Consider the following 18,274-nt stretch of genomic DNA (forward strand, 5'->3'; position numbering starts at 1 on the left):
AAACCGGCCACAACACTGCAGGCGCGGAACGCTCTCGCACCTGCCGACTGAACAAGCAGCTGAAGGTAACGATATGGCCATGGACGCCGAAGGCGCACTGAAACATACGCTGATGGAAACGCTCTACAAGGTGAGCGTGATCCTGTCCCGCTCGCTCGATGTAAAGCTGGCACCGCAAGAGGTGCTGCGCGCACTGGAAGAGAATGCCGGCCTGACCCGCGGCATGATCAGCGTGCTCGATGCCAGCTCCGGCGAGCTGGTCGTGAATGCCGTGCAAGGCATTGAGGAGCAAGAGTTCGAGCCGGTGCGCTACCAGAGCGGCGAAGGCGTGCTGGGCCTGATCCTCGAAGAAGGCAAGACCGTGGCCCTGCCGCAGGTATCGGCCAATCCGCGCTTCCTGAACCGGCTCGGCATCTACGAGCGGCGCCTGCCTTTCATCGCCGCACCCATCCACGTCGGTGGCGCCTTGCAGGGTGTGCTCGCCCTGCAGCCCAACCGGCTGGATGACGGACTGCTCGCGGTGCGCGCGCGCTTCGTGGAGATGGTGGCCAACCTGATCGGCCAGAGCGTGAAGCTCTCGCTGGACGTAGCCGAGGAAAAGAAATCCATTGCAGAGGAGCGCGACACCCTGCGCCGCACCGTGCGCGCCCAGCACGGGTTCGACAACATCGTGGGTCACTCCTCCGGCATGCGCAAGATCTTCGAGCAGATCCGCATGGTGTCCAAGTGGAATACCACCGTGCTGATCCGCGGCGAAACCGGCACCGGCAAGGAACTGATCGCCAATGCCATCCACTACAACTCGCCGCGCGCACGCGGCCCCTATGTGCGCCTGAACTGTGCCTCACTACCCGAGAACCTGCTCGAGTCCGAACTCTTCGGCCACGAAAAAGGCGCGTTCACCGGCGCCATCGCCTCGCGCAAGGGGCGCTTCGAAATGGCCGATGGCGGCAGCATCTTCCTCGATGAGATCGGCGAAATCTCGCCCGCCTTCCAGGCCAAGCTATTGAGAGTCTTGCAGGAAGGCGAACTGGAGCGCGTGGGCGGCGGCCGCACCGTGAAAGTGGATGTGCGCGTGATCGCCGCCACGCACCGCGATCTCGAAGATGCGGTGGATGCCGGCAAGTTCCGCGAGGACTTGTACTTCCGCCTCAACGTGATGCCGATCCGCCTGCCTGCCCTGCGCGAGCGCCTCGAAGACGTTCCCGCCATCGCCCGCTTTCTGGTGGGACGCATCGGTCAAGCCCAGGGGCGTCCGCTGGAACTCTCCGATGCCGCCCTCGCCCGCCTCACCCAGTATTCATGGCCGGGCAATGTGCGCGAAATGGAAAACTGTCTTGAGCGCGCGGCCGTGATGTCGGAGAGCGGCCACATCGACGCCGATCTGATCCGCATCGACCGCCAGCGCGAGAGCCTGCTCAGCAGTGCGGTCAGCACTGCCCCGCGCATCGATTTCGACGACCCCAATGTGGACGAGCGCAGCAAAGTCATCGCCGCACTCGAACAGGCCGGCTGGGTGCAGGCCAAGGCTGCGCGCCTGCTCAACATGACGCCGCGCCAGATCGCCTACCGCATCCTGACCCTGGGCATCGAGGTCAAGCAATTCTAAGCAGCTGTTCACGATCTGTAGCGAGAGGCCGTCAGCAGGGGCAAGGCAAGGTTGAGCAGAGCCTGCCCTGCGCTGCCGCAGCCGGTTTGCTGTGCAAAGCAAAGCGTGGGGCAGCGCAGCACAGGATGTTGATCAACGAGGATTCCGAGCTGCGCATGCGCCCTCCCAGTTATCAATCAGCGGCCTAGTCCGATCGGGAACAGCTTCTAAAGCTGCCACCACACCTGGCCGCGGGCATTGCATGGCGTCTACGAAACCATGAAAACGCCTGTACTGCCCCTCGCCAAGGGGCTGCAGTTATATCGCTACCCGGCTGCCCATCTCCACCACTCGTGCTGTGGGCAGCTTGAAGAAGTTGGCCGCGCTGGAAGCATTGCGAAACAGGAACTCGAACAGGCGCTCACGCCACAGCGCCATGCCGTGCACTTCCGATGAGGGCAAGATCGTGTCACGGTTCAGGAAATAAGAGACCTGCTGCGGCTCGAGTGGCAAACCCTGCTCGGCACAACGCGTGAGCGCCTCGGGCAGATCCGGCTCCTCCATGAACCCGAAACGCACCAGCACACGCGAGAAAGTGTTGCCAAGGCGCTGCACTTCGACACGATCCTCGATCGGCACCCGCGGCACCGACTCGATGATCACGCTCACGAACACGGTGCGCTCATGCAGCACCAGGTTGTGCTTGAGGTTATGCAGCAGCGCACCGGGCATCTGCTCCGAGCGTGGATTGAGGAACACAGCGGTGTGCGGCACACGATGGATCGGCTCGGCATCCAGCATGCGGGCAAAGGTTTCGAGCGGCACCGAATCACCCTTCTGCACTTCAGCCAGCAATTGCCGGCCACGCCGCCAGGTGAACAGCAGCAGGCTCACGCCGGCTCCGAAGACCAGCGGGAACCAGCCTCCATCGAGAATCTTCATGCCATTCGAGGCCAGGAAGACCAGTTCGAGCGCCACCAGCGGAGCGAACACCAGCAGTACAAGCAGCGGCGGCCAGCGCCAGTCGCGCAAAGCCACCGTGATGGCCAGTGCCGAAGTCACCAGCATGGTCAGGGTCACCGCGATGCCATAGGCCGCCGCGAGATTGCCCGAGGAGCGAAAGCCCAGCACGGTAGCCAGCACCAGCAGCAGCAAAGCCCAATTCACGAAAGGCAGATAGATCTGCCCGATCTGGGCGCCGGAGGTGTGCTTTACCGCCATGCGCGGAGCGAGGCCCAGCTGGATCAGCTGCAGGGTGACCGAATACGCCCCGGTGATCAGGGCCTGCGAGGCAATCACGGTCGCCAGCATGGCCAGCCCCACCATCGGATACAGCGCCCAGCCGGGCACCGATAGATAGAAAGGGTTGGCCGCAGCGGCCGGATCGTTGATCAACAACGCCCCCTGCCCCATGTAGTTCAGCACCAGCGCCGGCATCACCAGGCACAGCCAGCCATAGCGGATGGGCTTGGCGCCGAAGTGGCCCATGTCGGCATAGAGTGCTTCACCACCGGTCATGGTCAGGAACACGGCCCCCATCGCGAAGAAGGCCAGCTTCGGGCTATGCATCGCGAAGTTCAAGGCGTAGTGCGGCGACAGCGAAGCCAGCACTTCAGGATGGGCCAACACATTGTGCAGGCCAATCGCCCCGAGACTCAGGAACCACAGCACCACGATCGGGCCGAAGAAGGTGCCGACCCTGGCGGTGCCATGGTGCTGCACGAGGAACAACACGATCAGGATCAGCAAAGTCAGCGGCACAACGAAGGGTTTGAGCACCGGCGTCGCCACCTCCAGCCCCTCCACCGCCGAGAGCACCGAGATGGCCGGCGTGATGATGCCATCTCCATAAAACAGGGCGGCCCCGAAGATCCCCAGCGACACCGCAATGGTCTTCTTGCGCGGCGTGTCCGCCGCTTTGGAGAGGACCCGCGCCATCAGCGCCACGACACCCCCTTCACCATGGTTGTCGGCACGCAGCACGATCAGCACGTACTTGCAGGTCACGATCACCAGCAGGCTCCACACGATCAGTGAGAGCACGCCATACACGTTCTCCAGCGTCACCGGCAGTGAGTGCGCTCCGCCGGGCAGAAAAGCTTCCTTCAAGGCATACAGGGGACTGGTGCCGATATCGCCGTAGACCACGCCCAGCGCGGCCAGCATCAGCTTGGGCATTGATTGCGCCGAAGCGCCATGGGAACTGCTCATGAAGAGAACTCCACGGAAAAAATCAGGGGAAACAGGATCAGAGAACGAAGCGGTAACCCGTACCGGTCTCAGTCAGAAAGTGGCGTGGCCGGGCCGGGTCGGCCTCCAGCTTGTGGCGCAGATGGCCCAGATAGATACGCAGGTAGTGAGCGCTGTCGACAAAGCTCGGCCCCCATACCTCGCGCAAGAGCTGGCGGTGGGTCAGCACCTTGCCCTGTCCGGCGATCAGCGCGCACAGCAGGCGGTATTCAATCGGCGTGAGATGCACCATCACGCCCGCGCGCGTCACCTGACGCAGCACAAAATCCACCTCGATCTCGCCGAAGGCCAGACGCGGCGCCTCGCTGCGCCCGGCGCGGCGCAGCAGGGCACGCACCCGGGCCAGCAACTCACCGCGCGAAAAGGGCTTGATCAAGTAATCATCGGCCCCGGCATCCAGCGCCTCGATCTTGTCGCGCTCCTGGCTGCGCGCGGAGAGCACCAGCACCGGCATCGCACTCCAGGCCCGCAGCTCGCCGATGAAGGTCTTGCCATCGCCATCCGGCAGGCCCAGATCGAGCACCACGATCTGCGGCATTGCGCTCGCCAGCGCTTCGCGCGCGGCGGCCATCGAACCTGCTGCCACACAGCGCAGCGGCAAGCTGGCAAGCGCATCGCAGAGCAGGCTGCGAATCTGCGGCTCATCCTCCAGCACCAGGGCCAGCGGAGTTTCAAGCATCCGGAAGCTCCACTTCTTCCGCCAGCGGCGGCGGCTCACTGCGCGGCAGGGTGAAGGCGAAACCAGCCCCTCCCACCTCACGATTGGCCGCCGTCAGGCGTCCGCCATGGGCCTCGACGATGACCCGACAGATCGACAGCCCCAGCCCCAGGCCGGCCACATGCGCCACGCCCTCGCCGCGCACGAAGGGCTCAAACAGGCGTGCCACCTGCCCCGCCGGCAGGCCAGGGCCTTCATCTTCCACGCTGACCCGCACGGCATCGGCCTGCAACTCGGCGGCCATCCGGAGGGTGCTGCCCGCGGGACTGAACTTCGCTGCGTTCTCCAGCAGATTGCACAGCACGCGCTCGATCAATACGGCATCGAACTCCAGCAGCGGCAGTTGCGGCGGAAGCGCGATTTCGAGCTTATGCGTGCTCAGGCGATCACCGAGATGCGCAGTGGCTGCGCCGATGATTTCCTCCAGCGATTGCCAGTCGCGCCGCATCACCATGCCGCCGGACTGCAGGCGCGCCATATCGAGCAGATTGTTGACCAGCTCGCTCATGCGCATGGCTTGCTCGCGCAAAGCCAGCGCCAGCGCACGGGCAGGCGCGCCCTCGGCCTCGCACAGCGCATCAGCCTGCCCCACCATGATCGTGAGCGGCGTGCGTACATCGTGCGAAAGCGCCGCAAGGATGGTGCTGCGCAGGCGCTCGCGCTCCATGTCGAGGGTGGCGGCCTGGGCCACTTTCACGTAGTGCAGGCGCTCCAGCGCAATCGCCACCAGCACGGCCACCGCCTCCAGCATCTGGCGCTGCGGGCGCGCCAGACGCGTCTGCGGCAGGGACACCAACAGCACGCCACGCCGGCGCATCGGCGCATCCAGCGGCAGCAGCACGAGGCGCCGCGCGGCATCGAAGAGGTCAGCCTGCTCATGCAGCTGGCCATCCCGCAGCACGGTTTCGACCATCGCCCGCAGTACGTCAGGCGAGTTCGCTCCGGCATTCAGACACACCAGGCGTTCATCGCTGCGCAACCACCACAACTCGGCCCGCGCCTGCAGCTCACGCGCCATGAAGGCCGCCACCAGTGGCGGCACCTGGGCCTGATCGATGCAGCCGGCCAGCTCACGCGCCAGCGCGTACTGACGCTGCGCGCTACGCTCACCGGCCTCCGCCAACACCGCCTGCTCGCGCAGACGGGCCGTGAGGTGCGCCAGCAGCAGGCCCACCAGCAACATCACGGCAAAGGTCAGCAGATATTGCACATCCCCGACGGCGAGCGACAGGCGCGGCGGGATATGGAAGAAATCGAAGGCCAGCACGCCGCTGATCGCACACCAGGCCGCCGGCCCCTGCGAAAAACGCAAGGCAATGCCGACAACCAGCAAGAGATAGAGCATGACCAGATTGGTCGGCTCGATGGCCTGGCTCAACGGCAAGGTGATGGCCGTCAGCAGAATCACCCCGAGGCTGGCTACCGCATAGCCAGCAAGCGGATGGACAAACGAGGCGCGGATGCGGGTGAAACCAGACATGTCCGCAGCTTAGCGCCGCAGGTGTAAAAAAGATGAAAAAACCACTCAGCCACACCGCCCCCGGCCCGAGACGGGATCAGCCCGGCAAAGTCTGCGCAGTGAGCACCCGGCTCACCCCGGACACTGCAGCACCAAACGGGCGGCGTTCCTGAGTTTGGTCACTCATCAGCACACCGCGCTCCAAGTGAAGGATTCACGCCATTCTGGGCAACGAGCGCGTGCGGTGAGCAATGAATAGTCGCTGTGCTTTGACACCAACCGGATGGTCAATTCACACAACTCGGCCAGAACGGTCATTCAGTGCACGACGTTTGGACGACAGCTACCGACCCGCTGCGGACGGCCGGACTTTTGGAAAGCGGACACTCAGTTGTGACAACGGTAGGTCAGAAAAGCCTTAAGCGACTTCCGACGTTTGTGCCGGTCAATTCACGCCGCCATCCATCAAGAATTCCCAAACTACGAATCGGGCGCGTATCGGAGTTACGGCCTTAATCCGACAAAACTACAAGTCTTTTCCATTGCAAACCTCTCACCATACTTATGAGATCGTTCTGCAACGTATTGGCGTCAACATCGTAGTCCGCAAGGAGACGAGCATACAAGTCCTGCAAGCTCCGCTTGCCGTCAATCAGCTTAAATATGTCTGAAGCTGTTTCGTTCAAAAATTCGATTTCCCCCATGAACGAAAGCACAATCGTTGTCGCCCCCTCGTGCCTTTCTTTAATGCATATTTTTCGGGGGACTTGCGATTTGATTAAATCAAATATGCTTGAATTCATGTGCGCTCATGCTTTGCAGTGGTTTGCAGCTTTTTTCATGGGCTGAACTCTTTGCGGCAGATCTAGCCAGCATTGACGCGGCCCCTGTTATAGCGCCAACAGAGGGGAGGATGCTTTCAAAAGAAGTTGCGCAGCTACAAACTTCGACAAAATTTGGTTGTTTGTAAGTTTTCATGGTATTAGCAGAACGTCCTTGTCGTTGTAGTTAGAGATTAAGGATGAGCGCCCAGTATACTTGTCGACGCTATCAATGTATCCAGAAACTGCTTTGCTCTTCCAGATGTCGCCTGGAATATCTTTCCATACATCACTAAACTTCATGTCTCGAACGTTGCCAACTACGAATGGGGCAACGCAATCTAGCCGAACATCACCATTGGGGCGAATTATTGCACTATCAACAACCCCAGCTGATGCCTGTTGAAGCTGAAGCTTTATGAAACTACTCGTTTGAACATCAATTTTTTTGTAAAAACGCTGTTTGGACTCTTTGATTTTTTCTAAAAAAACAAATCTCTGCTCGTTTGTCAGGATGAGGTCAGGATAGTCGGTGGCGCGGCCACTTGGCATAATATCCCCAATTACTATTGCTGAAGCGCCAAGTTGGTACGCCTGCTCTATATAAGAATCAATTTTGGCGACTTCCGACGGCTGCAATGAGCTTGCTATCTTCAACGGAATTCCGCTATTCGAAATCATTGAGGCCGCATTTATTGCTCTTTCCCAGCTGCCTTCTTTTCCCCGAAACTCATCGTGCGTCTTGGGATTTAATCCGTCAATCGAAACTTGCATCCATGCGTAATTATACGACTTCAGCTTTTCTATCTTCTGTTTGTCTATAAAATACCCGTTTGTTATAAGCACAAACCTTGCATTGTCCTTATGAAATACATCCATTATGTTGAATAAATCTGATTTCAACATAAACGGCTCTCCGCCGGAAATAATTACCTGAAAAACGCCACCATGGTCTGTAATGTCCTTTGCGATTTGAACCCATTCTGCAGGCTTCAAATTATTAGAATCATTACCAACGCCTGACCTGTTGTAGCAATGCTTGCAGCGCAGATTGCATTTATCTGTGAGCTCAAGCTGGATGCTCAGTGGTAGTGATAGCTTGCTCGGGTAATCCCCGGTGCGGATAAGGTTTTCGATGCTCTTGGAGAAGGCATCTATGGATTTTTCTTCGGTGTCATACAAAAAATCCAGTTCGTGTGCGCTCATTTTTTGCCGAGAAATTGCTGATATTCGTTGTTGATAATAATGGCACGTTTAATCGCAGCCCGCGCTAACCTGAGCGAATCCAGGCGGGGTCGCAATGCCACTTTTTGACTAACGTCAAATTCAATCAAAGTTGCCAAGAGGTAAGTTGTATCGCGTGGATCGTGGTCGCCTGAATCTCCCCGGGTTATGTGGAGACCGCACGTAGGGGCAATAAACGTTAGCGTGCATAGCGGGGGCAGGTCTTTACTTGAAGCATTTCCCGATGAAACCACACCTTCCGGAGCAATTCGCTTTGCTGATTGTTCCTCGCTGCACCCTGCCAATGACCGCTTTCGGCACACATCCCCGAGCGTCCGTACTTGGCCGGAAGCAGCCATCAGACACCCAGCAAGGCACTACTGCAACACCGTAAAGCATGTTGTTGCCACGGCAATGTGACGCAGATCACAAACCGCATACTTTCTCATGCTAAAAGCATCATGAAGTAGTTATCTTGACTACCCATAGGCTTCTGACCGTTATCGGCCATGAACGGACCTTCAGACATACGCACCGTAAGCGGGCGCTCATGCGCTGTCGTGCCTCGTCCTATACCTGCCCGCACTATTAACCGTAGACGGCCCCCTGGGTCCGTCTACTAACAAGTTAGGCAACACAGGAGTTCTCATGGATGTCCAACAAAAATTTTCGGAGCTAGAGTTGGTTTTTACTATTGCGAAAGATGATCCTTCGCTTTTGGACAAGCTCTCCTTTGTACACCTCGTCAAAATGAAGTTCGACGCTAATGAAAAGCAAGTTGGGTGGTTCAAGGCCGAAGGAAACGATCCATATGTTCAGGTCAAACTTTCTTTTGCGGACTGGTCTGCACTGAGTAACGCGCATTCGCACTGCAGTCAGTTCTTGGATGATTCGGGCGCGGTTACCTCTACATATCATGGCGCGCTCCATCAGGCCGACCCCTATGGAAAGATGGCAGAAGGTTTGAAGCTTCGCGCGCTAGCTAATAGGCAATAATAAGGTGCAGCTTACGGTGTGCCCACGCAGCATACGATCAGAGGCCATCGACAAACGCGTGAGCTCACCGAGCCCGCGCTACCTAACTGGGCGCTGCACGATAAAACCGCGTAGCGCCGGTTAGCTCTACGACGGAAAAATATTATTTTTTCGGCATTCATCTTTAGGAAAACCGTCAAACATGCACAAAACATCGGACGTATTCGGAATCACAAGGGACCTTCCACTGAATTATGTGGAGCGGAATTCAGCGGACAATAAGCTCGTCGAAAACCTTACGCGAGAAAAACACCTTGTGATATTTGGGAGCTCAAAGCAAGGAAAAACCAGTCTCCGAAAGCATGCCCTGAACGATACTGATTACATAGTTGTTCACTGCTCAAATAAGTGGCAGGTGGCCGATGTAAACTCTGCGATTTTAAAGAAAACTGGGTTTGAGCTAACCCAATCCAACTCAAAATCAACAACAGGCAAGTCAAAAATATTTGCCAAAATAACTGCTGGTATTTTCGGGGCGAGCGCTGAAGGCGGGGCTGAAGCGGAAAAAGAAAACACCAATGGAAGCACAACGGCACCTCTCGAACTTGACCCAGATGATGTTAATGACATTATTGCCGCCCTAAACAGCATTAAGTTCAATAAATACATTGTTCTCGAAGACTTTCACTACCTCCCAACTGACACGCAAAAAGACTTTTCGGTTGCACTTAAAGCATTTCACGAAGAATCAAAATATTGCTTTATTATCATTGGAGTGTGGCTTGAGGAGAATCGACTGACCGTTTACAACGGCGACCTTACGGGCAGAATAACCTCCATCAATGCAGACAAGTGGGAAGTTGATGATTTGGAAAAAGTCCTAACCGAAGGCGAGAGTCTACTGAATATCAAATTCAATGGTGACTTTGTATCTGCACTAATAAATCAATGCCACGGGAGTGTCTACATACTTCAGGAGTCATGTCACCAGTGCTGTATAAGAGCCAATATTTACGAGACACAAAAACAAACAATCGAAATCGGTGACAAAATACAGGTCGAAGGTATTGTTAGTGAGGTTGTTTCGCAACAGACTGGACGATTTAATTCCTTCATAACTCAGTTCTCGGAAGGTTTTCAAACCACTGCACTAGAAATGCACAAATGGTTACTTTTCCCCGTTCTGACTTCGAGCATCAACGATCTACGTGCGGGTCTTAAGTACAGCAAAATTCGAGAAATTCTGGAGGCCAACCATCCATCAAAAGGAGATTTGAATCCCGGAAACGTAACGCAGGCACTCCAATCAACTGCCGCACTTCAAGTCAAGAAAGAAATTAAGCCGATTATCCTTGACTACGACCAAACCAATTTAAGGCTTCGAGTTGTTGATAGTGGTTTTTTGATCTGGCTTGACAAACAAAATCGTAAAGAACTGCTTGCACTCGCCGGCTTGCCGTATGTCTAACATTGCGCTCAACCTCGCTCCCTTCGGTCGCTGGATGCTGTGCGATAAGGCCGAGCAGCAGCGGAGTCCTCCACGTTGAACGTCAGCTTTCAAAAAGTCTGATCGACTGAAACGGGTCGTCATGAGACAGCCAGGACGCGCAATTTTTTCTTGCGCACGCGGATCAAGGCCTCACTCACACCCTGCGTAACTTGAACACAGGAGGGTGCGCAAGCCTTCGGCTTTCACGCCCTACAAATTGAAGGTCTGCTTACACAGACGCTTCACGGCATGTGGCACAGTCTTCCCAAGGCAGGCATTCACACACGCGCGGCCGCTCCACGTACTGGCTGCCCACATGCAGTTTGCCGCTGGTTTCCATCTGGGATTTTGACGGCGCACGATTTTGCGGAGCGGTGGCACTCGCTGCATCGCGCGGGCTGGGCGACCACTTCGCGAAGGGCGCCATGTCTTCCTTGTCCATCACGTACCAGAGTTTGTTGGCCGCGTCCCAGCGGGCGCCCAGTTTCTTGGCTGCATCCTTTTCCGCAAAGGGAACCTTCAGGTCGAATCTCATGTGGGGTCTGGCTCAAAGACAGCGGGCACGCATCATACGTGACAAGCCTGTCAGACCGGATGGTCTGCCGCGCGGGAAACCGCGCTCGGGGTCGCTGTGCCCTTCCCCACAAACAACTCTGTCACCAAGCCGACACAAAGCCTCCACGAAGCCAACAAGCCATTGATCCGTAAAGGCTTCCGGCCATGGGCACGGCATTTGCTGAACTCTTCGCAAACAGCACATCGGGAGTCCAGCATGTCCGCCCCCAGCCTTTCCCAGATTCTCGGCACTCCGCTCAGCGCGCCGCCCGCCCATTCCGGTTGCAGCGCCGGCAGTTGTGGCAGCAAGCCCTCCCGGGTGGCCGGCCTCACGGCCGACATCCAGAAGAAGGTGCAGGATCACCCCTGCTACTCCGAGGAAGCCCATCATCACTTTGCCCGCATGCATGTGGCGGTGGCCCCCGCCTGCAACATCCAGTGCAACTACTGCAATCGCAAGTACGACTGCAGCAATGAATCGCGCCCGGGCGTGGTGTCCGAAGTGCTGAGCCCTGCTCAGGCGATCAAGAAAACTCTGGCTGTCGCTGCGGCGATCCCGCAGATGAGCGTGCTGGGCATTGCCGGGCCGGGCGACGCCCTGGCCAATCCGGCCAGAACCTTTGAAGTGTTCCGCGCGTTGCAGCAGCGCGCACCGGACATCAAGCTCTGCCTCTCCACCAACGGCCTGATGCTGCCGCAGTATGTGGAGCAGATCGCTGCCGCCAATGTGGATCACGTCACCATCACGATCAACTGCATTGATCCGGACGTGGGCGCACAGATCTATCCGTGGATCTTCTGGGAGCATCGCCGCGTCAGCGGCCGCGAGGCCGCCGAGATCCTCATCGCCCAGCAGCAGAAGGGCCTTGAGATGCTGGTGGCGCGCGGCATTCTGGTGAAGGTCAATTCGGTGATGATCCCCGGCATTAACGACGAACATCTGAAGGAAGTCTCGCGTGTGGTGCGCGCCAAAGGTGCTTTCCTGCACAACGTGATGCCGCTGATCTCGGAGGCCGAGCACGGCACCCACTTCGGTCTCAGCGGCCAGCGCGGCCCGACCCCGGCCGAGCTGCAGGCCCTGCAGGATGCCTGCGCAGGCGACATGAACATGATGCGCCACTGCCGCCAGTGCCGCGCCGATGCGGTAGGCATGCTCGGCGAGGATCGCGGCGCTGAATTCACGCTCGACAAGATCGAGGCCATGGAGATCGATGAAGTGGCCGCAATGGCGCGCCGCGTGGCCCTGCGTGCTTCGATCAATGCCGAGCTGGAAGCGAAACGAGCCGCCCGCCATGCTGCGCCGGTGGTGCAGATCAAGGCGCCGAGCCGCGGACGCCCGGTGCAGATGGCGGTTGCCAGCAGCGGGCAGGATCTGGTCAATCAGCACTTCGGCCATGCGCGCGAATTCCTGATCTACGAGGCTAGCAGTGCCGGCGTGCGCTTTCTCGGCTCACGCCGCGCCGCGCAATACTGCGGCGGCGAGAGCGAGTGCGGCGAGGCCGAAAACACCTTGGCCCGCACCATCGCCACCCTGGCGGACTGCGAAGTGGTGCTGTGCTCGCGCATCGGCTTCGAGCCCTGGAGCAAGCTCGAAGCAGCAGGCATCCAGCCCAATGGCGAGCACGCCATGGAAGCGATCGAGGCTGCAGTGCTGAGTGTCTGGCAGGAGATGCTGGCTGCGGGCAAGCTCGAGCGGGCTCCGTTTGCGGAACAGATGCGGGCATGAAACCTGCAATGAATGGCTTGAGCCAAGCCGGCAAGAGGTCCATGCATGGCACTCGAAATCGTTGAAGGTTGCGTCAATTGCTGGGCTTGCCTGCCCGTGTGCCCGAATGAGGCCATCCTTGAGGCCAGTCCGCACTTCCTGATCGATGGCGCTTTATGCACCGAATGTGTGGAGGCGTATGCCACACCGCAGTGCGCGGCAATCTGTCCGGTTGAAGGCGTGATCCTCGACGAGCTGGGGGTCGCACTGAATCCGCCCGGCTCGCTCACGGCTTGCATCGCTGCGCTGGCAGCACCCGAAATACGGAAAGGAGCATGAGATGGCCACCGTTCACTTCTGGGAGAAACCGGGCTGCCGCACCAATGCCCGGCAAAAGGTCGCGCTGCTGGCCGCCGGCCATGAGCTCATCGTTCACGACCTGCTGCGCGAACCCTGGAGCGCCCAGCGCCTGCTGGATTTCTTCATCGATCTGCCGGTACGCGACTGGTTCAACCACAACGCCCCACGCGTGAAATCCGGCGAAGTGATCCCGGGCATGTTCGATACCAGCTCGGCCCTGCGCGCAATGATCGCCGAGCCCCTGCTGATCCGCCGCCCGCTGCTTCAGATTGGCACGACCTGCGTCGCCGGTTTCGATACCGAGCGCCTCGATGCCCTGATCGGCCTGGGCGTAAAAGCTGTAGGCGAATCCTGCAGCGCCGTTGAAGCAACCTGCGGCGGCTGAGCCACGCCGCCATGCTCGCCACCCTGCCCCTGTTCCAGTCCATCGCGCTGAGCCTGCGTGGCATCAGCAGCCATCCGGAGCGCCTGCGCCTGCGCAGCCACGCCCGTGGCGCCATGCAGGGCCTGGCGCTGGGTGATGCGCTGGGCGCCACGGTGGAGTTCATGACGCCACGCGAGATCCGCAGCCAGTACGGGTGCCACGATCGTATTCGCGGCGGCGGCTGGCTGCGCCTTGCACCGGGCCAGGTCACGGATGACACCACCATGGCCTTCGCCCTCGCTGAAGCCTGGCTCACCCATCATCACGCTCCGTCTGCCGAGGACTACGCCCGCGCCTTCGATGCCTGGATGCGCGCCAAACCGGTGGACATCGGCCACACCGTGCGCCGCGGCATCGCCCGCTTCCGCAACACCGGTCTGGCCTGCACGCCGTATTCGGAGGACGCCGGCAACGGTGCCACGATGCGCTGCGCCCCCACGGCCATCGCGCTGCTCGGCGCGCCGGCCGATACGGTCGGCCGTGCCACCCTGGCCCAGGCCCGCGTCACCCATCACAACATCCTTACCGACGCTGCCACCCTGGCGGTGGTCAACATGGTGCAGGCCGGCATCGTCGGCAAGGCTGGCGGCGGTGGCCTGCGCGCCGTGATGGCCCAGGCCAATCTGCTGGTACGCGAATTCCCGCTCTTCCAGTTCCGCACCCACCCCGCCGAGAACCCCAGCGGCTACATCGTGGACAGCATGCGCGTGGTGCTGCGCGGAATCGCCTTCAACGACAACTTCGAGTCCGCCTTGGTGCACGTGGTCAATTGCGGCGGCGATGCCGACACCACCGGCGCGATAGCGGGCATGGTGATAGGCGCACTGGTGGGCGAGGCCGGCCTGCCGGAGCGCTGGCTGCGCGAGCTGGAGAGTTCAACGCTGCGCCGCTGCAACGACTATGCCGATGCGCTGATCGAGCGTTCACCTGCCTGGCAGGCATGCTGAGCAGCACTTCAGGCGCATTCGGCCCCGCAAAACCACACATGCAACAACGTTGCATGTAAATCAGCTTCCCCGTATCCTGCCGGCCATGCTGCGTCGCCCGCTCCGGCCCCTCCTGTCCCTGCTACTCGCCTGCGCCCTCCTGCTCTCGCTGCAGGGCAGCCTGCTGCATGCACTGGGGCACGCCGAAGAAGCACTCAGCACGGTGCAGCACCTGCCTCAAGGGGGGAAACACCCGGCTGGCGAACAAGCCTGCACCCTCTGCCTGGCCTTCGCCGTTTTCGACGCGGCTGCGCCCGGCCAGGCAAGCTTCGGGCTCCTCCAGCCCGTTACCCACATCAGCTTCATCACTCCCGCTCAGCACCTCGCGCACAGCACGCTGCCGCACTATCGCTCGCGCGCACCACCCGCCCTCCTCGCCTGATCCGCTTTGCCAGCCGAGCCAGCCCTTGCACGGCTCGGCCTCCCGCGCCCGATACCGGGCGCCACAGCGTATTTCACGAGGATTCCCCATGTTCCGCCGCAACTCGATTGCCCTGGCCGTGCTCGCCCTGAGCGCCGCCCCCGCCTATTCCGCCACGCCCGCCAACGCCACCGATCTGAACCAGATCCGCCAGGAGATCGACGCCCTGCGCCAGGGCTACGAAGCGCGCATCCGCGAGCTTGAAGCCCGCCTCCAGAAGGTTCAGGGCACCGCCGAGCAAGCCAGCCAGAGTGCCCAGGCCAGCGCCGAAAAAGTCGCCGCCGCAGCCGCCACGCCGCCCGCAACACCCGCCTCCGCCAATGCCTTCAACCCGGAAATCTCGCTGATCCTCTCCGGCACCTACGCCAATCTCTCGCGCGATCCGGCCAACTGGCAGATGAGCAACTTCGTGCCTTCCGGTGACGAGACTGGTCCGGGCAAGAAAGGCTTCAGCCTGGGCGAGACCGAACTGGGTTTGCGCTCCAACATCGACCCCTACTTCTACGGCCAGGCCACCCTGGCGCTCTCGGCAGACAATGAAGTCGGCGTGGAGGAAGCCTTCGTGCAGACCCGCGCGCTGCCCGCCGGCACCCAGCTCAAGGCCGGCCGCTTCTTCTCCGGCATCGGCTACCTGAACGGCCAGCATGCCCACACCTGGGATTTCGTTGATGCGCCGCTGGCCTACCAGGCCTTCCTCGGCGGCCAGTATGGCCAGGACGGTCTGCAGTTCCGCTGGCTGGCCCCCTCCAGCACTTACCTCGAGTTCGGCGGCGAACTCGGCGCAGGCGAAAACTTCCCCGGCGCTGAGCGCAAGCAGAACGGCGCCGGCAGCACCAGTCTCTTCGCCAAGCTGGGCGGCGATGTGGGCGACAGCCACAGCTGGCAGCTCGGCGCGGGCTGGCTGCGGGCTGCCCCGCGCGAGCGCAGCTATGACAGCAGCGATCTCACCGGCACCGAAGTCAGCAACAGCTTCTCCGGCCGCAGCCAGCTATGGGTGCTGGACGGCGTCTGGAAGTGGGCGCCGGCCGGCAACGGCGAGCGCATGAACCTGAAGCTGCAGGGCGAGTACTTCCGTCGCCGCGAAACGGGCGAGCTCGCTTACGACACAGCCAACCAGAATCTCAGCGATGCCTACCGCTCGGCACAATCGGGCTGGTATGCGCAAAGCGTATTCCAGTTCATGCCGCGCTGGCGTGTGGGCCTGCGTTACGACCAGCTCGATTCGGGCACAGTCGATTACGCCAGCAACAATGCCTTCCTCGCCAACAGCGATTACAAGCCCAAGCGCACCAGCACCATGCTGGACTGGTCCCCCACCGAGTTCTCGCGCATCCGCTTTCAGTACGCGCTGGATAAATCCCGCGAAGGCGTGAAGGACGATCAGTTCTTCCTCCAGTACCAGATGAGCCTCGGCGCCCACGGCGCCCACAGCTATTAAGGAGGCCCACATGAAACGACTCAAACTCCTCGCCCTCGCGGCCGGCCTGCTGGCCGCCAACCTGGCCCATGCCAGCCTCAAGGTGGTGGCCTGCGAACCGGAATGGGGCGCACTGGTCCAGGAATTGGCCGGCCCCCGCGCCAGCCTCTACACCGCCACCACCGCACTGCAGGACGTACACCACATCCAGGCCCGCCCGAGCCTGATCGCCGCCGTGCGCACGGCCGACCTGCTGGTATGCACCGGAGCCGAGCTGGAAACCGGCTGGCTGCCGGTGTTGCAGCGCCAGTCCGGCAATGCCGCGGTACAGGTGGGCCAGCCCGGCTACTTCGAGGCCGCCAGTACGGTGCGCATGCTGGAGGTGCCGACAAAGGCCGACCGCGCCGATGGCGATGTGCATGCTGCCGGCAATCCGCACATCCAGACCGATCCGCGCAATATCGCCCGCGTGGCCACAGCGCTGAGCCAGCGCCTGAGCCAGCTGGACCCGGCCGGCAGCCCGGACTATGCCCGTCGCCTGGCGGACTTCAGTACCCGCTGGCAAGCCGCGATCCAGCGCTGGGAAGCCGCTGCCACACCGCTGCGCGGCCTGCCCATCGTCGTCCAGCACAAGGCCTTCCCCTACCTGCAGGACTGGCTGGGCCTGCGTGAAGTCGCCACGCTCGAGCCCAAGCCGGGGATCGAGCCGGGCAGCGGCCATCTCGCCACCCTGATCGAGCGCCAGCAGCAGAACCCGGCCCGCATGGTGCTGCGCGCGGCCTATAACGATGGCCGGGCCGCCGAGTGGTTTGCCAGCCGCGCGAAAATTCCGGTCGTGGTGCTGCCTTTCACGGTGGGCGGCAATGAGCGCGCCAAGGATCTCTTCAGCCTCTTCGACGAGACTCTCGCGCAGCTCCTGAAAGCTGCGCGATGAACAGCGCCGGGCTCGAACTCAGCATCCTCGGCCCGGCCTTCGTGGCCGGGCTGCTGGTGCTGGCCACCCATGTGCCGCTCGGCCAGCGGGTGCTGGCGCGCGGCATCGTGTTCATTGATCTGGCCATCGCGCAGATTGCCGGGCTCGGCGTGATCATCGCCGGCAGCCTGGGCTTGGCCGACTCGACGCTCGCGGTGCAGTTTGCCGCCCTCGTAGCGGCCGGCCTCGGCGCCCTGCTGCTGACCTGGAGCGAAGCGCGCTGGCCCGAGATCCAGGAAGCCCTGATTGGCGTGCTCTTCGTGCTCGCCTCCTGTATCGCGCTGCTACTGCTGGCTGGTAACCCGCAAGGTGGTGAGCATCTGAAGGACATGCTGGTCGGCCAGATCCTGTGGGTCAGTACCCCCCAGCTGGTCATCACCGGCGCACTGAGCTTTGCCGTGCTGTGCGCCTGGTTTGCCAGTGGCGAGCACCTCGGGCGCGTCGGCTTCTACCTGCTCTTCGCCCTGGCCGTGACGGCCTCGGTACAACTGGTCGGCGTTTATCTCGTATTCGCCAGCCTGATCATCCCGGCACTGGCCACCCGCCACTGGGGCCAACGTGCCCTCGCCGTGGCCTGGGGCATGGGCGCACTGGCCTATGGGCTGGGCCTGACCCTCTCAGCCCTGTTCGATCTGCCCAGCGGGCCACTGATCGTCATGGCCATGGCTGCGCTGGCCATCCCGGTGGCAATCCTGGCGCCCGCCAGCAAGCCCGGGCAGACCTGAAAACCGGCATTGCAGACCGGGGCGCCTGCCCATTGAGGCAGGCGCCGGTGGGCCGAGGCAGGAGGGGTGGCGGAAGTTGACCTGAATCAATCCAACTATAGGTAGTGCGTAATATCGTCAGCGCCACTATATGTAGTCAATCGGCCAATCCTCCTGGCCTCTCCACCTCTTACTTTCCTGGATA

The 18,274-nt window shown here is 60.7% G+C and carries 17 protein-coding genes; 11 read left to right on the forward strand and 6 right to left on the reverse strand.

Annotated features, from left to right (window positions below; all coding sequences use genetic code 11):
- Positions 1 to 79 precede the first annotated feature (79 nt).
- On the forward strand, positions 80 to 1,609 hold the full coding sequence (nifA, locus tag C0V76_RS13190) for a nif-specific transcriptional activator NifA (RefSeq protein ID WP_101943197.1): 1,530 nt from the start codon (positions 80 to 82) through the stop codon (positions 1,607 to 1,609).
- A gap of 297 nt (positions 1,610 to 1,906) precedes the next feature.
- On the opposite strand, the gene C0V76_RS13195 is transcribed toward nifA, so the two are convergent.
- The 5 genes from C0V76_RS13195 to C0V76_RS13215 all read right to left on the reverse strand — a co-directional run bounded on the left by C0V76_RS13195 (position 1,907) and on the right by C0V76_RS13215 (position 8,042).
- Positions 1,907 to 3,799: a potassium transporter Kup gene (locus C0V76_RS13195; RefSeq protein WP_254048242.1), complete on the reverse strand. Its 1,893-nt coding sequence runs from the start codon at positions 3,797 to 3,799 to the stop codon at positions 1,907 to 1,909.
- A 37-nt stretch (positions 3,800 to 3,836) separates the two neighbouring features.
- Positions 3,837 to 4,517, reverse strand: coding sequence for a response regulator (locus C0V76_RS13200; protein WP_101942968.1), 681 nt, complete (start codon positions 4,515 to 4,517; stop codon positions 3,837 to 3,839).
- Entirely contained in the window at positions 4,510 to 6,036 is a 1,527-nt protein-coding gene (locus tag C0V76_RS13205) for a DUF4118 domain-containing protein (protein ID WP_101942969.1), read from the reverse strand. Before C0V76_RS13205 ends, C0V76_RS13200 begins: the two co-directional genes overlap by 8 nt.
- 491 nt (positions 6,037 to 6,527) lie before the next feature.
- Positions 6,528 to 6,818 carry a PqqD family protein gene (locus C0V76_RS13210; RefSeq protein WP_101942971.1) on the reverse strand — a complete coding sequence of 97 codons (291 nt, stop codon included), beginning with the start codon at positions 6,816 to 6,818 and terminating at the stop codon, positions 6,528 to 6,530.
- A 171-nt stretch (positions 6,819 to 6,989) separates the two neighbouring features.
- Positions 6,990 to 8,042 carry a radical SAM/SPASM domain-containing protein gene (locus C0V76_RS13215; RefSeq protein ID WP_101942973.1) on the reverse strand — a complete coding sequence of 351 codons (1,053 nt, stop codon included), beginning with the start codon at positions 8,040 to 8,042 and terminating at the stop codon, positions 6,990 to 6,992.
- Between the two features lie 666 nt (positions 8,043 to 8,708).
- On the opposite strand from C0V76_RS13215, the gene C0V76_RS13220 reads away from it, so the two are divergent.
- Positions 8,709 to 9,056, forward strand: a complete 348-nt coding sequence (locus C0V76_RS13220) for a hypothetical protein (RefSeq protein WP_101942974.1) — start codon at positions 8,709 to 8,711, stop codon at positions 9,054 to 9,056.
- 181 nt (positions 9,057 to 9,237) lie between these two features.
- Complete coding sequence (locus C0V76_RS13225) at positions 9,238 to 10,503, forward strand: hypothetical protein (RefSeq protein ID WP_101942976.1); 1,266 nt, start codon at positions 9,238 to 9,240, stop codon at positions 10,501 to 10,503.
- A 250-nt stretch (positions 10,504 to 10,753) separates the two neighbouring features.
- On the opposite strand, the gene C0V76_RS13230 is transcribed toward C0V76_RS13225, so the two are convergent.
- Positions 10,754 to 11,059 carry a DUF5710 domain-containing protein gene (locus tag C0V76_RS13230; protein ID WP_101942977.1) on the reverse strand — a complete coding sequence of 102 codons (306 nt, stop codon included), beginning with the start codon at positions 11,057 to 11,059 and terminating at the stop codon, positions 10,754 to 10,756.
- Between the two features lie 237 nt (positions 11,060 to 11,296).
- On the opposite strand from C0V76_RS13230, the gene nifB reads away from it, so the two are divergent.
- The 8 genes from nifB to C0V76_RS13270 all read left to right on the forward strand — a co-directional run bounded on the left by nifB (position 11,297) and on the right by C0V76_RS13270 (position 18,090).
- On the forward strand, positions 11,297 to 12,805 hold the full coding sequence (nifB, locus tag C0V76_RS13235; RefSeq protein WP_101942978.1) for a nitrogenase cofactor biosynthesis protein NifB: 1,509 nt from the start codon (positions 11,297 to 11,299) through the stop codon (positions 12,803 to 12,805).
- A gap of 45 nt (positions 12,806 to 12,850) precedes the next feature.
- Positions 12,851 to 13,123: a 4Fe-4S dicluster domain-containing protein gene (locus tag C0V76_RS13240; protein WP_101942980.1), complete on the forward strand. Its 273-nt coding sequence runs from the start codon at positions 12,851 to 12,853 to the stop codon at positions 13,121 to 13,123.
- Between the two features lies 1 nt (position 13,124).
- Positions 13,125 to 13,529 (forward strand): ArsC/Spx/MgsR family protein, encoded by a 405-nt coding sequence (locus C0V76_RS13245; protein ID WP_101942982.1) that lies wholly within the window; start codon positions 13,125 to 13,127, stop codon positions 13,527 to 13,529.
- Between the two features lie 11 nt (positions 13,530 to 13,540).
- Complete coding sequence (locus C0V76_RS13250; RefSeq protein WP_101942983.1) at positions 13,541 to 14,515, forward strand: ADP-ribosylglycohydrolase family protein; 975 nt, start codon at positions 13,541 to 13,543, stop codon at positions 14,513 to 14,515.
- An 85-nt stretch (positions 14,516 to 14,600) separates the two neighbouring features.
- Complete coding sequence (locus tag C0V76_RS13255; RefSeq protein ID WP_101942985.1) at positions 14,601 to 14,936, forward strand: hypothetical protein; 336 nt, start codon at positions 14,601 to 14,603, stop codon at positions 14,934 to 14,936.
- Between the two features lie 88 nt (positions 14,937 to 15,024).
- Complete coding sequence (locus C0V76_RS13260; RefSeq protein ID WP_101942986.1) at positions 15,025 to 16,413, forward strand: TonB-dependent receptor; 1,389 nt, start codon at positions 15,025 to 15,027, stop codon at positions 16,411 to 16,413.
- Positions 16,414 to 16,423: 10 nt separating this feature from the next.
- Positions 16,424 to 17,326, forward strand: a complete 903-nt coding sequence (locus C0V76_RS13265; protein ID WP_101942988.1) for a metal ABC transporter solute-binding protein, Zn/Mn family — start codon at positions 16,424 to 16,426, stop codon at positions 17,324 to 17,326.
- Complete coding sequence (locus tag C0V76_RS13270; protein ID WP_101942989.1) at positions 17,323 to 18,090, forward strand: metal ABC transporter permease; 768 nt, start codon at positions 17,323 to 17,325, stop codon at positions 18,088 to 18,090. Before C0V76_RS13265 ends, C0V76_RS13270 begins: the two co-directional genes overlap by 4 nt.
- Positions 18,091 to 18,274 lie beyond the last annotated feature (184 nt).

The organism is Uliginosibacterium sp. TH139 (genome assembly GCF_002855595.1).
Lineage (GTDB): Bacteria > Pseudomonadota > Gammaproteobacteria > Burkholderiales > Rhodocyclaceae > Uliginosibacterium > Uliginosibacterium aquaticum.